This window comes from Flavobacterium sp., from assembly GCF_043778725.1.
In the GTDB taxonomy this organism is placed as follows: Bacteria; Bacteroidota; Bacteroidia; order Flavobacteriales; family Flavobacteriaceae; genus Flavobacterium.
In genome coordinates, this window is record NZ_JAYWFT010000088.1 from 21,661 (window position 1) to 35,569 (window position 13,909).

The 13,909-nt window shown below is 31.8% G+C and carries 8 protein-coding genes; 1 reads left to right on the top strand and 7 read right to left on the bottom strand.

Annotated features, from left to right (window positions below):
- Window positions 1-47: 47 nt before the first annotated feature.
- From ACH2CG_RS07935 to ACH2CG_RS07965, 7 genes are all read right to left on the bottom strand, one after another.
- Window positions 48-1,235: a T9SS type A sorting domain-containing protein gene (locus tag ACH2CG_RS07935; RefSeq protein ID WP_395063929.1), complete on the bottom strand. Its 1,188-nt coding sequence runs from the start codon at window positions 1,233-1,235 to the stop codon at window positions 48-50.
- A gap of 21 nt (window positions 1,236-1,256) precedes the next feature.
- A complete protein-coding gene (locus ACH2CG_RS07940; protein ID WP_395063931.1) occupies window positions 1,257-2,171 on the bottom strand; it encodes a sialate O-acetylesterase in 915 nt (304 codons plus the stop codon).
- A gap of 10 nt (window positions 2,172-2,181) precedes the next feature.
- Window positions 2,182-3,642 carry a glycoside hydrolase family 30 beta sandwich domain-containing protein gene (locus ACH2CG_RS07945; protein ID WP_395063933.1) on the bottom strand — a complete coding sequence of 487 codons (1,461 nt, stop codon included), beginning with the start codon at window positions 3,640-3,642 and terminating at the stop codon, window positions 2,182-2,184.
- Between the two features lie 21 nt (window positions 3,643-3,663).
- Window positions 3,664-5,127 carry a glycoside hydrolase family 30 beta sandwich domain-containing protein gene (locus ACH2CG_RS07950; RefSeq protein WP_395063935.1) on the bottom strand — a complete coding sequence of 488 codons (1,464 nt, stop codon included), beginning with the start codon at window positions 5,125-5,127 and terminating at the stop codon, window positions 3,664-3,666.
- Between the two features lie 113 nt (window positions 5,128-5,240).
- Window positions 5,241-6,113 (bottom strand): hypothetical protein, encoded by an 873-nt coding sequence (locus ACH2CG_RS07955; RefSeq protein WP_395063937.1) that lies wholly within the window; start codon window positions 6,111-6,113, stop codon window positions 5,241-5,243.
- Between the two features lie 18 nt (window positions 6,114-6,131).
- Complete coding sequence (locus ACH2CG_RS07960; protein WP_395063939.1) at window positions 6,132-7,637, bottom strand: RagB/SusD family nutrient uptake outer membrane protein; 1,506 nt, start codon at window positions 7,635-7,637, stop codon at window positions 6,132-6,134.
- Between the two features lie 14 nt (window positions 7,638-7,651).
- Window positions 7,652-10,753, bottom strand: a complete 3,102-nt coding sequence (locus tag ACH2CG_RS07965) for a SusC/RagA family TonB-linked outer membrane protein (protein ID WP_395063941.1) — start codon at window positions 10,751-10,753, stop codon at window positions 7,652-7,654.
- 272 nt (window positions 10,754-11,025) lie between these two features.
- Here ACH2CG_RS07965 and ACH2CG_RS07970 point away from each other — a divergent pair.
- Window positions 11,026-13,909 (top strand): triple tyrosine motif-containing protein (locus ACH2CG_RS07970; protein ID WP_395063943.1); only part of this gene is annotated, 2,884 nt, incomplete at its 3' end.

Below are 13,909 nucleotides of genomic sequence, written 5' to 3' on the forward strand. Positions count from 1 at the left end.
ACAAAATGAATTGTTTTAGGATTTAGAAAAAAACAAAATAATATTTTTTAGTTTTTAACTAATTTAACGGTTTCAACACCTTTAATAGAATTTATTTTAGCAAAATAAACTCCATTGTTTAATGAGGAAGCGTCTAGTAAAACTTCGGTAGATGAAGCTGATTTAGATAGTACAATTTTTCCTAAAACATCAATAATTTTAATAGAAGTAATTTCTTCATTAGTAGACGAGAAGTTCCAGTTACTGTTAGTTGGATTAGGATAAACTTTGAAAGTTGAAATATTAAATGAATTGTTGTTTAGGGCATTTTGAAAGTTGTAGGCCAATGTTGTTCTATTGAATGTAATGTTATAAGTTCCAGATTGTGTTGTCATATCATTTCCGTGATCTACAGCAGTACCAGATGGAAAAGGCGTATTGGCAGTATCGGTTGCACCATATTGAAAAGTCCAATCGGCATTGTCTCTAAACTTCATTGTTCCGCCAGTAATTGTTGCATTATTTAATGTATAAGTAATAGCGTCTGTGGTAGACATTACGGCATCAGAAGACCAACTAGCCGATGGAGAACCTACACCAATCATGTTGACAACGGTTGGTAAAAAAGCATACTCACCAGTAGATTTATTAAATGTGATGTTGTATGTTCCGCCAGGAATAGCAATAGTTGCACCACTTTGGGTTCCTGTTCCGTTAGGGAAAGAAGCTGTTGACCATTGATTGCTGGTTCCAGTTTCTGCAAATTTGGCATTTCCAACATTAAAAGTAGCACTTTTTATGCTGTATGAAATTCCATCGGTTGTAACAAAAGTAAATCCAGAAGGAGATGTTGCAGTTCCTATTAATTTTATTTCTGCATTAGGATTTACGCCTAGAGTGAAAGAAAAAGCTTTGGTAGTTAAATTGAAAGTAACGTTCCAAAAACCTGCCACACCCGGAATATTAGATACCAATCCAGATGCAAGTCCGGTTCCTGATGGCCAACCTGTAGTTCCAGTTTCATATCCATAAGCTACAGCCCAATCGTGTGCTTCTCTAAATTTTAATTCGGCTGATGGACCAGAACCTGTAATGTGCAAATTAGACAAGGTGTAGTTTATACCGTCTGTAGTTACCATATCGGTATCTGTGCCCCAACCGCCAACACCAGCGCCAGTTACACTTATAACTGTAAATGCATTAGCACTCAAGCTAATAATTGCTAGACTAAAAAGTAAAAGTAATTTTGTTTTCATAAGAATTGATTTAATTTAAGGTTAATTGTTAATTTTGGTTGTTAATTGATGTATGGCATTTGCAAAAGCATTTCCCAATTGTATGAATCCATTGGAAGTGTAATGGTATTTATCAGAATAATTGTAGGTGTTTGTCTCTCTAACTATTGCCGAATTTTTATTGTGTGCAACAAAACGTTCTTGTGCGGCTTGAATTATTTCTCCATATGTCCATACTTTTCCGTCACTATCATCGCCCGATTCTGAAATTTTTCCTAGTACAATTGGCAAATCATTATCGTGAAATGCTGCTTTCATTAACTTCATTAATTGGGAGAGATTTTCATAATATTTATTGGCGATAGCTTCTGTTTTATCTGAATCGCTTTCGCCTTGCATCCATAAAATTCCTGACGGAAGGAGTACATCTTGAATGTTATCGTTGTTAATATCAGAAACAGAAAGAGCATTTAGAACTGTTTTAAGAAAAAAATCATATTGATTTAATCCTTTTCCAGATTGGAAATTGACATCCCAAGACCCAAAATTATTGGCTGCCAAACTGTCTATTGATGACCCATTTCTAGAATATTTAATAATAGCAATTTTATCGTTAGGATACAATTCTTTCAATCTATAGGCAAATGATAATTCAATACCAAACCGACTGGAGTAGTTATTATTTTTTCCGTTGGATGAAAAATCGGTTCCGTTGCCTTCTTTTAATTCCTCCCATTTTCCTAATCCGCCATTAGGTTGATTATCACCTACTGGATTACCTTGAAAAATATAAACGTTTTCTATTTTTTTTAATTTATTTGGTAAATCTTTATTGAAGCCATATCCTTGCATGTTAGATTGTCCGCCAAGATAAAATACTTTTATGGTATCTCTTTGGGCTTGACTGAGTGCAAAAAAGGAACTCACAAAACAACATACAAGGATATAATTTTTCATTACTAAAGGTTTAATTTTGCCAAACGTAAGTTCCAACAGCTCCAGCATCTAATGATGTTGTAATCCATTTTCCGTTGTATTTAATATTAAAAATTTCAGATCCTATACCGTCATTTTCTACTACTAAAACTATTTTTCCAGCAGGAGTTTTAAAAGCTACATTGTTCAGATTACCGATAATATTGCTTGAAATTCTAACAGAACCAGCAGGAACAAATTTTGATACATGTGCGATGATATAATATCCTACATTTCGCTCAAAAGTATCGTTGCTAGTGAAGGTAAGTGCACCTTTGCAGGTATTACAACCGCCTTGAGTGTGTGGTCCAAAAGAACCGTCGTTAGCCAAATTCCATTCTAACGCATTTTTACTCCAATTTCTCATAGAACCAATAATAACATTTTTTAAATGCCATTTTAAGTCATATTCAAAACTTCCGTTGGAGGCAGTATATTGCTCTGTAAAATAAACATTTTTATTAGGATTGGCATTGTGGACTGTTGACAAAGCATTGATATCGCCAAAATAAAGATGGAATGCCGAACCTGCAATAAATGCCGAAGCCGCAGGATCATTTAAAATATCAATTGGATATTGAGGATGATCGCAATTGTGATCAAATGTTATAATTTTAGTAGTAATATTAGCCGATTGAAAAGCTGGTCCTAAATTATTTTTAATAAAATTAGTTTGTTGCAACGAAGTCATTAACATGCTTGGATTATTACCTGCATTTTCTGGCTCATTTTGTGGTGTAATGGCGTCAATAGTTATTCCTTGAGCTTGCATTTGTTGAATGTATTTCACAAAATACTGAGCATATACATTGTAATACTGCGTTTGAAGACTTCCGCCAGTGAAACTATTATTATCTTTCATCCACAAAGGTGCTGTCCATGGTGTTGCCACAATTTTTATAGTAGGATTTATTAAAACTATTTCTTTCAATAAAGCAATAACCCCATTAACATCTGGAGCTAAACTAAAGTTGGTCAATGATAAATCGGTTTGACCTGATGCTAAATCATTGTAAGTAAAAGGATTGGCATTCAAGTCTGAAGCACCAATGCTAATACGCAAATAACTAATTGAGATAGAAGTTGCAGTAGTACCAAATAATTCTTGCAATAAAGCTTGTTTGGCTGTAGGGTTCAATTGGTTTATCACCTGCGCGCTTCCGCCAGTTAAAGTATATCCAAAACCATCTACCGTTTGATAAGTTTGGGTATCATTTACTTCAATATTAGAATATAAATTGGTGGTAGTTGCAAATCCTAAAATTGTAGTTTGCTTTTGTAAAAGAGCGGTTTGATTGGCCTTAGTAAGCCAAAAATCTACATCGTTTACAGTAGGAGAAACAGGATTAGTTGGCGTAGGAGATGGATTATCACTAGAAGAGCCACATTTAAGCTGTGCTATAACCAATGTTAACAAGAGTAAAGCTTTCATAACTTTTTTATATTTTTTCATTATTTTTTTAATTTTATCTAATTAGTAAACTAGCGTTTGAATGGCATGTGCAGGTATTTCAACAATAGCTTTTCTTGATTTTATGTACAAGTTGTAAGTTACTTTTTTATCACTTTTATTCATTACAACAGTGGTCATTTTTCCGTTAGTATTTAAAAATGAAGTGCTTAATAATTGGCTTCGGCTTACAGCTGTACTAACTCTTTGTGCATCTTGATGAATAAATTTGGAGAAATGCCCAATATAATAATACGATGGAGTATAGATTAATTCACCAGTAATTGTATTGGCATGAATTGGTGCAAAACAAAAATTACCTACGTGATTTGGTCCACCAAATTGATCTAAAAGAATATTCCAATCTGTCCAGGCTACTGTTCCGTTATTAAAATCATTAATCATTGAAGATCCATAACGTTCACCATTTGCCCATAATTGATATTTATTGGCATCAAATTTTTCTATACAACCTTCAGTAAAAATTAAATTTTTGGTTGGATAATCTTCATGAACTTTTTTTACATTATCTAACATTGGTGCTCCGCCTGTCCAGGTTTCGTACCAATGAAACCCCATTCCCCAAGCATATTTAGCCGCTTCTTTATCTGAAAAAATCACATCAGCGCGTTCAGTCATGAGATCGCGATTGTGATCCCAAACAATAATTTTTTTATTAGATAATCCTTCTTTTTGCATAGTTGGCCCTAAATAATTTTTAAGAAAATCTCTTTCAGCTTCGGCAGAAAAAATACAAGATTCCCATGTTTGTTTTGCCATTGGCTCATTTTGAATAGAAATTCCCCAAATAGGAATTCCTAGTTTTTGATATTCCTTAATAAATTTTGTATAGTAATTAGCCCACGATTGATTAAATTCTGGCAATAAAGTTCCGCCTTGCAGCATACTTCCATTACTTTTCATAAAAGCTGGTGGCGACCATGGAGTTGCATAAATAGTAAACTTATTGCCTGCAAGTTTCATAGCTGCTTGTATCATTGGAATTTTATATTGTTTATCATGCTTGATATCAAATGTTTTTAATTCTTTATCACCTTCTTGAATGTAGGTATAACTAGCACTACTAAAATCGCTGCTATGAATTGTCGTTCTTAGTAATGAGTATCCTATTCCTTTTTCTTTACTATAATATGCATTTAATAATTCTTCTTGTTTTTCTTTAGAAAGTTTTGCATAAACCTCGGCACTTGCATCTGTAATTGCTCCGCCTATACCCATGAGGATTTGGTACTTTTTACTTGGGTTTACAAAAACACAGATTTCTGTTTCAAGCGGTTGTTTGGCATCTGTAAAACTTAAATTATCAGATTTATAAAATTTTAAATTTGTACTGTCAGCAGTTGTATATACTTCAATTTTTTTATTTAGTGCACTAAATTCAGTAACCAATTTAGTTTGTTTCTTAGATTGACAATAAGCTGTTATTGACAAAAACATACAAATTAGCACAAGAGGATTATTTTTCATTAAAGATTTTTTTTAAAAGTGGCTATTGCTTTGTATTTAGTGTAATTAATTAGTTTGAAAAACTACAAACAAACTAATTAATTACACACAATTTGACTAACTCAAATCAAATTTTAAATACCTCTAAATTCAACATTTTTAACTGTTATTCCTGTTGCGCCCAAGTTATTTCCGCCAGATTTGATTACAAAATAAACTGTTTGGCTAGTATTGAAAGTTACAACATTTCCAGAACCAACACATTTAATTACAGACAATTGACCGTCAAACGGACTTGTTGCACAACCATCCCAAGTACTTAATCCTATTCTTCTACCTAGTGAGTTATAATCGTTGTTTTGAACTGGTGGCGTTGGTGATACATATACTTCAAACCAAGTATTTTGACATCCAGAACCACTAACGGTCATGTCTATTTTATAACTTTTTCCGGCAATAACATTTACTGCTTGGTAAATTCCTTGTTGATCATAACCGCCAGAATTACCGTGAATTGTAGCACTTCCAGAATTGAAAGTCCAATTAGTAGAAGTTCCAGAAATTGCAAGAACAGTCCATTTACTATGATCTGTGGCATCTTTAAATTTTCCGCCTTGAATTAAGTTTCCAGAAACTGGATCGGAAGTAGGAACTATCAAATTTTGAGAAGTAGTATATTGTTGTCCACCTTTTCCAACAACAGTATGACTTACAGTATAATTGCCAGCATCAGGATAAAAAGCATTTTCTATATTTGAGCCAAAGTGAAGACTAGTTCCATCGCCTAGTTCCCATTTTAATGCCAAAGCATTCATTTGAGGAGACTGCAACGTATATCTATTGTTGACACCAGAAACTGGTGTAATAGTAAAGGATGCATCAATAGGATTTTCATCTGATAATCCGTTGCTATTAACTTCATCTTCTTGACAAGCAGAAAAAAGAGTTAAAAACAATAATGCAATTATTGGAAAGCACGTTCTTTTAATATTATAATTTGTTTTCATAAATAGAGCTTTTAATAATTAGTTATAATTTGGATTTTGAACAATTAAAGTATTTTGTAATTCTCTGTAAGGAATTGGTAAAATTTCATTTTTTCCGGCAACAAATCCTTTAACAGCTAGTTTAGAAGCTGCCTGACCTGTTCTAACTAAGTCGAAAAAACGATGACCTTCGCCAGCAAGTTCTAATCTTCTTTCATCCAAAATTTTTGCTAAAGTTACAGTAGTTGAAGGAAGTCCAACACGAGCTCTAACAGCATCAAATAAAGCTTGCGCTCTTGCTCCTGTTCCGCCAAGTGCCTCTGCTTCCATTAGATAAGTATCAGCAAGTCTAATGATGTAAGTGTTTTGTTTAAAATTTAATTCAGAATTTCCAGTTCCAGTGTAAACGTCGGTTTGCCTTGGAATAAATTTATTAAGAAAATAACCAGTATCTTGATAACCTGGAATATAATTGCATTGACCAGCAAGTTTTAATGCTTTTACATCTAATACTGTTGCTCCAAAACGTGGATCTAGTTTAATAGCATTATACAAATCAACAGTCATTGGATTAAAACTCCAACCCGAAGGAATATTTGGAGCCAAAGCACCAGTTTTCACATAATTTCTTGGTCCTATCATTTGGTTCATTGTGTTACCTTCGTCGGCACCACTTCCCCAAATTCCCCAATAAGAATCGCCAAGGCTACTATGATTTACTTCAAGAATAGATTCGGTATTAAATTTATTAGCCACGATCCATAAGCTGCTAAAAGCTGGTAGCAAATGGTAACCATATTGACTTGTTCCTCCTGGAATTCCATTTACATCTGCAAATTGCGCTGCTGCCAATGCGTTTTTATTTTCATATAAATATACTTTTCCTAGCAAGGCTTGAGCTGCACCTTTACTAAAACGACCTAACTCAGCACTAGAAACAGTTGATGGTAATACATTGATGGCTTCAAGTAAATCTATTTCAATTTGTGCATAAACGGTTTGAGAACTTACTTGCGGAACATTGTAAATTTCTGTAGCAGTAAGCGGCGCAGTTATTAAAGGAATATTTTTAAACATTCTAACCAAATTGAAATAATACAAGGCGCGTAAAGCCTTAGCTTCGGCATTGAAACGCGCTTTTAAATTATCGTCCATAGGAACTTCTGGCAATTTTTGAATAAGCACATTAGCTCTAAAAATTCCTTGATAATGATCGCTCCAAAAGCTTTCGGGCATTGTTATGGGATTGATTGTATAGTTTGAAAAAACTTGAATTCCATCACTAGTTGCGCCATCGCCACCGCCATAAAAATCGTCAGAACCAGCATTCATCATGGTAATCATGTTTTCAAATCCGCCAGAATTTTTTCTTAACACATCGTATGTTGCTACTAATCCCGCAAAAGCTTGATCTTTATCGGCATAATAATTTTCTGTTAAAAATTGTCCTTCTGGTTTTAATTCTATAAAGTCTTTATCGCAAGAACCTAAGGTCATACTTATTGCTATCGCAAAAAATAGATAATTGATTTTTTTTGTTTTCATTTTTATTTTTTTTCTTAGAATTGTAAATTAGCTCCAAACATAAACGTGCGTGCTTGCGGATAGAAACCTTTGTCTACTCCAAAAACGCCACCACCAATTTCTGGGTCATATCCTGTATATTTTGTAAAAGTCATTAGGTTTTCTCCTGTCACATAAAGTCTAATTCTATCAGCATTTATTTTTTTAGATACAGATTTAGGTAAAGAATATCCTATTTGAACTAGTTTTAATCTTAAATAATCACCTTTTTGCAAATAAAAATCAGACATTTTAGTAAAATTTCCATTGGTATCATTAGTAGTCAGTCTAGGAAAAGAATCAGACGATCCTTCGCCTGTCCAACGACTCAAAGCAACTGTTTGATAATTAGCATTTCCTATATCCAATCTTCTTAAGCCTTGAAAAATTTTATTTCCACCAGCACCTTGTGTAAAAATCATTATATCAAATCCTTTATAATCGGCATTTAAAGTCAGTCCATAAGTATATTTTGGAATTGAAGTTCCCAAGTAAGTTTTATCATTATCGTCAATAGTACCATCGCCATTGTTGTCTACCCAGCGAAAATCTCCAGGTTTAGCATTAGGCTGAATTAAACCACCAGAACTGTTTGTGTAGGCGTTAATTTCGGCATTATTCTGAAAAATTCCAGCCGTTTGGTATCCATAGAAAGAGTTGTATGCTTGTCCAACTTCAGTTCTAGTTACTTCTTTCATTACTTGAAAGGAAGCATCTCCAGCAATAAAATTATCAAGTCCTATGTTAGTAACTTCATTTTTGAGTGTTGCAAAATTTCCATTTATAGAAAAATTTACATTTCCTATTTTCTTGCGGTAACCCAATTCAAACTCCAATCCGCTGTTGTCCATATCGGCAACATTTCCCACAGGAGCATTGGCAACACCTACATAACCTGGAATTCTTATTGGACGAAGAATACCTTTGGTAGATTTTTTAAAATAATCGAATGTTAAATTAAAATCGTTAAATAATTTTGTTTCAAGACCTATATTTAATTGTGATGTTTCTTCCCATCTTAGGTCTGGATTTTCAATTGAGGATGGAGCATAACCCGAAATAATTGTTCCCGAACTTCCAAACGAGTAATTATTTCCTCCGTTAATAGTAGCGGCATAACCAAAATCACGAATTCCGTCATTTCCTACAATACCATAACCACCTCTTATTTTTAATTGGTTTACATACTTATTTTCTTTCCAAAAATCTTCTTTAGATGCAACCCAACCCAATGAAAAGGAAGGGAAAATTCCATATTTATTATTTCTACCAAATTTAGACGATCCATCACGTCTTAAAATACCAGTAAATAAATATTTTTCATTGTAATCATAATTTACCCTTGTAAACAAAGACGATAATTTATGTTGTGTACTTGTGTAAACACTAGAAGTTCTGTTGGCTGCAGGAATATCAAAATTAAAAGAAGCGTCATGATAATCTGAAATAGGCAAATTGGTGATTGTTACAGCAGAACCACCACCAATACCTTCTACATAAACTGCCTGACCTAATAAAATTGTAAAATTATGATTTTTAATATTTTTAGAGTAAGTCACAGTATTTTCAATATTCCAATCGAAAACATTGTTAGAACTTTTACCAAAACTATTTTGACTAGTCTGGTTTGTTGCATTCAAGTAATATTTGGGCGTAAAACCTTGACCGCCATAATAAGCAAGTTTTCCACCAAATGTTGTTTTAAATTTAAGGTCTTTGTAAGGATTAGCCTCAAGAAAGGCATTTCCAACTATGTCATCAGAATATCCATAATTTCCCAATCTAGTTTTTATGTAAGCCAATGGATTGGTCATTTCTTGTCCAACAACTGAAGAAATTCCGTACGGATTACCATATTCATCTCTAATAACTGGATTGTTACTATAGGGTGCGTTTCCATATACTGCAGGATTGGTAACAATTAATGGTGTTGTTGGGTCTAAATTTATTGCAGAACTTAACGGACCACCAAATTCTCTGTTATTATCACCAATTCCAGAATTTGATTGATGTGCATAACCCAAAGTTTGACCAAATGTGAAATATTTAGATAGTTTATGAGTAGAGTTTATTCGAATATTTTTCTTGTTGAAATGAGAAATATCTGTTGCTACAATTCCTTCCTGATCTTGAACACCAAAAGAAACATAAAAACTTGAAATATCATTGGCACCGCTAAAACTTAATTCGTGAGAATATCTTGCTGCCGAATTATTAAAAATTGCTTTTTGCCAATCGGTACCTTGACCTAAAGAACTTGGATTAGAATACACCAAATTTCCTCCACCAGCAACCGATTTTTCATTCATTAAAGTAGCATATTCAGTAGCATTTAATAAATCTAATTTTTTAGCCGGTGCAGAAACACCAGTAAAACCATTGTAGGTAACATTTATCTTTCCTTTTTTACCTTTTTTAGTAGTTACTAAAATAACACCTTTAGCACCTCTAGTTCCATAAATAGCAGCCGATGTTGCGTCTTTTAATACTTCTATAGACTCAATATCGGATTGATTTATGTAACCAATTCCGTTAGAATCGACAACAAATCCATCAACAACCCACAGTGGTTCACTTGCTCCGCCAAAAGTAGAAATACCGCGAATTCTAATAGTTGAACCCGATCCTGGTTGTCCCGAGTTGGAAGCAACAGTTACTCCTGAAACTCTACCTTGAATGGCTTGTTCTATTCTTCCGTTGGGTACTTTTTCTAAATCTTTAGCTTTTACACTAGAAATTGATCCTGTAACAACACTTTTCTTTTGTAAACCATAGCCAGTATTAATGACAACTTCTTCTAACTTATTGTCAATTTCATTAAGAGAAACATTAATAACAGTTCTATTTTTTACAAATTCTTCAACAGTAGAAAATCCAATGTAGCTGAAAACCAATTTTGCATCTGCAGGAACACTTATTCTATACGTTCCATCTACGTTAGATACAACAGCCGTTTTTAGATAAGTAATATTCGCGTTTGGAATTGGCATTCCTTTGTTATCACTTACAACACCAGAAACATTTATCTTCTGCGAATACGTTGTAGTTATTGAAAACAAAGATGTTAATACAATAATTAAAGTAAGTTTTAATTTCATTATTAATAATTTTGATTATAAAATTTTGTTAGATCATCACAAAAATAACTTTTAAAATACTACACAATCATTTTAGATTCACTACAAAAACACATCAAGCAATAAAATAAAACATTATAAAAACACATCACACAACTATTAATAAACTAATTATCAATGAATTAATCTGATTAAAAAATATCATAAAATTATCCTAAATTAAAAAAGTAACACTACATTTATATTTTAAATCCAAATCCAATAAAATTAACAGAATAACAAATTAATTATAAATGAACATTATTAAAAAATTAGTACTACCAATTATTAATAAAAAGCAATGTCTTTTTTTATATTTATGTTCTGTTTTATTATTTAATTTTTTAAAAACTGATGCTCAAGTAAAAGAAATTGGTTATCCCGAAATAAAGAATTTTTTAAGAAAAGAATATCGCGGTAGTACTCAAAACTGGAATATTGATCAAGACAAGAATGGCAATATGTATTTTGCCAACAATGATGGATTACTACAATTTGACGGAATAAACTGGAATCAATACAAGCTTCCCAATAAGTCAAGCATTAGAGCTGTAAAAATCGATAAATCCGGAAAGATATTTGTTGGTGGTTATAACGAATTTGGCTTTTTCGAAGCTAATGAATCGGGAAAATTGATTTATACTTCTATTTCAAAATTATTAAAACAAAAATCTACAAAACCAATTGACTTTGTTTGGAAAATTCATTTTTTCAATGGTGAAATAATCTTTCAAACATTTGAAAATTTATACAGTTTTAAAAATAATAGTGTTACAATAATTAGCGCGCCCAATAGATTTCAATTTTCATTTATTGCTAATTCTAAACTGTACCTTCAAGATATTAAAAACGGATTATTAACCTACCAAAACAATCATTTATCATCAATTGCTAACACAACTTCATTAAATAACACAGAAATTTGGGGTATGTTACCAATATCTAAAGATTCAATTGTTATTGCAACCTTAGATAAAGGACTTTTTCTATTTTCTAAAAATGTTGTGTCTAAGTGGAATACTAAAGCAACTATTTTTTTAGAAAAAAACAGTTCGCTTGGAGGCACAACTTTAGGAGAAAAATATTTAGTATTCAATTCTGTTTTAGATGGTGTAGTATTGTGTGATAAAAAAGGTGAGATAATACAACACATTAATAGAAAAAAAGGACTACAAAACAATACAATTTTAGCTTCATTTATAGACAGTAAGAATAATTTATGGCTTGGTCTAGATAATGGAATTTCTTTTATAAATGAAAATTCATCCTTCACTTACTTTGGCTCTAATGCTGAGTTAGGCACAGTTTATTCGTCGGTAGTTTACAACAATAAACTTTATGTAGCAACCAACCAAGGTGTATTTTATCATGAACTTAACACTAATTCTAAAGACGAAATTTTCAAGCTAGTAACAGCATCAACAGGACAAGCATGGAATATTCAAGTAATAAATAATTTACTTATTTGCGCTCACAATAGAGGTGCAATGATAATAAACAATGACGTTGTAACCTCTATAGAAGACCATCGTGGATATTGGGGTTTCAAATCAATTCCAGGAACCAATTACTTTATAGGATCTAATTACAATGGGTTTGCACTTTTTGAAAAAAGCAATAAAACAATTATTTTTAAAACTCAATTAGATGGAATTGACAAGGCTTCAAATGCTTTTTTTATAGAAAAAAATATGCTTTGGATAATTAAAGATAATTTAGTGTACCGACTTTCTCTTTCGTCAGATAAGACCCATTTTGAAAACATAAAATCGTTCAAGACATTGTCTAATAAAACAAACGGAATTATAACACTACAAAATTTAAATGGAAAATTGTATTTTCAATCTAACAACTACTTTTTTAGATATTCCTATGATGAAAACATCTTTTTTGAAGATAAAAAAATGTCTAAACTATTTAACGATCTTCCTAAGGTTAAATACATAAATCAGGATAATCAAGGAAACATATGGTATGCATTTGGTCAATCATTGGGCGTTTTAATGAAAGTTAACAACCACTATCAAAATAGTATTGGCGCATTTTCTAACCTAACAGGAAATTTAGTAAACAACTATGTCTCTATAAATAGTGTAGATAAAAATAATTTTTACATCGGATTAACCGAAGGATTGGCACATTATAACGGAAAAATAATTTCTGAAAAATCCAATCAACCCAAAGCATTTATTAGAAGTTTTTCAACACCATCAGACACTTTATTATTTGGTAATGGCAAAGAATGGAATGAAAAAATAAAAATTTTATACAAAAACAATAATGTAAAATTCACATTTGCATCACCATCTTACGAGAACCTAAAAAACATAGAATTCAGCTATTTTTTAGAAGGATTTGATGAACAATGGAGCCAATGGTCGTCACTTTATTTAAAAGAATACACCAATCTAAAAGAAGGAAATTACATCATGAAACTTAAAGTTAGAGACAGTTATGGTATTGTTTCTGAAGTCAAATCAATACAATTCACTGTAAATCCTCCATGGTATCGAACACTTATTGCTTATTTTTTCTATATAGTAGGAATTATATTATGCATAGTAACTATTAGGAAACGCATGAAAATGAAAATTAGAAAAAATAAATATTATGAAACCATTGAACAACGAAAAATTTATCTTGAAAAAGAAGCTAAAATAAAACAAGAACAATTTGAACTTGAAACTGAAATTGAACGATTAAAAAATGAAAAACTTCAAATTAAAATTTTGGCAAAAGACAAAGAATTGGTAAATAATTCATTGCAAGTTGTAAAGAAAAACAAAATACTAAACGGAATTATTCAAAAAATTAAAGATTTAGATTCGGAAAGTTTTAATGAAGTTACAAAATTTCAAATCACAAAACTTAATAAAAGTATCGTAAAAGAGGTAAATGCCGATAAAAGTTGGAAAGATTTAGAAAAACACATTAAAAATGTTCATTTTGATTTTCTTAAACGATTGAAAGAAAAATACCCAACAATTTCACCCAGAGAATTAGACTTATCTACCTATTTATTAATGAATATGTCAACCAAAGAAATAGCAGAAATCATGAATATTTCTAACGGTGGTGTAGAATTGGCACGATATAGATTGAGGAAAAAATTAGACCTAAACAAGAAAGAAAATCTAA

What these genes read in the sequence shown, in the direction of transcription:
- ACH2CG_RS07950 (WP_395063935.1), bottom strand. Translation starts at nt 5,127, where the DNA reads ATGAAAAATAATCCTCTTGTGCTAATTTGTATGTTTTTGTCAATAACA.
- ACH2CG_RS07960 (WP_395063939.1), bottom strand. Translation starts at nt 7,637, where the DNA reads ATGAAAACAAAAAAAATCAATTATCTATTTTTTGCGATAGCAATAAGT.
- ACH2CG_RS07935 (WP_395063929.1), bottom strand. Translation starts at nt 1,235, where the DNA reads ATGAAAACAAAATTACTTTTACTTTTTAGTCTAGCAATTATTAGCTTG.
- ACH2CG_RS07945 (WP_395063933.1), bottom strand. Translation starts at nt 3,642, where the DNA reads ATGAAAAAATATAAAAAAGTTATGAAAGCTTTACTCTTGTTAACATTG.
- ACH2CG_RS07940 (WP_395063931.1), bottom strand. Translation starts at nt 2,171, where the DNA reads ATGAAAAATTATATCCTTGTATGTTGTTTTGTGAGTTCCTTTTTTGCA.
- ACH2CG_RS07965 (WP_395063941.1), bottom strand. Translation starts at nt 10,753, where the DNA reads ATGAAATTAAAACTTACTTTAATTATTGTATTAACATCTTTGTTTTCA.
- ACH2CG_RS07955 (WP_395063937.1), bottom strand. Translation starts at nt 6,113, where the DNA reads ATGAAAACAAATTATAATATTAAAAGAACGTGCTTTCCAATAATTGCA.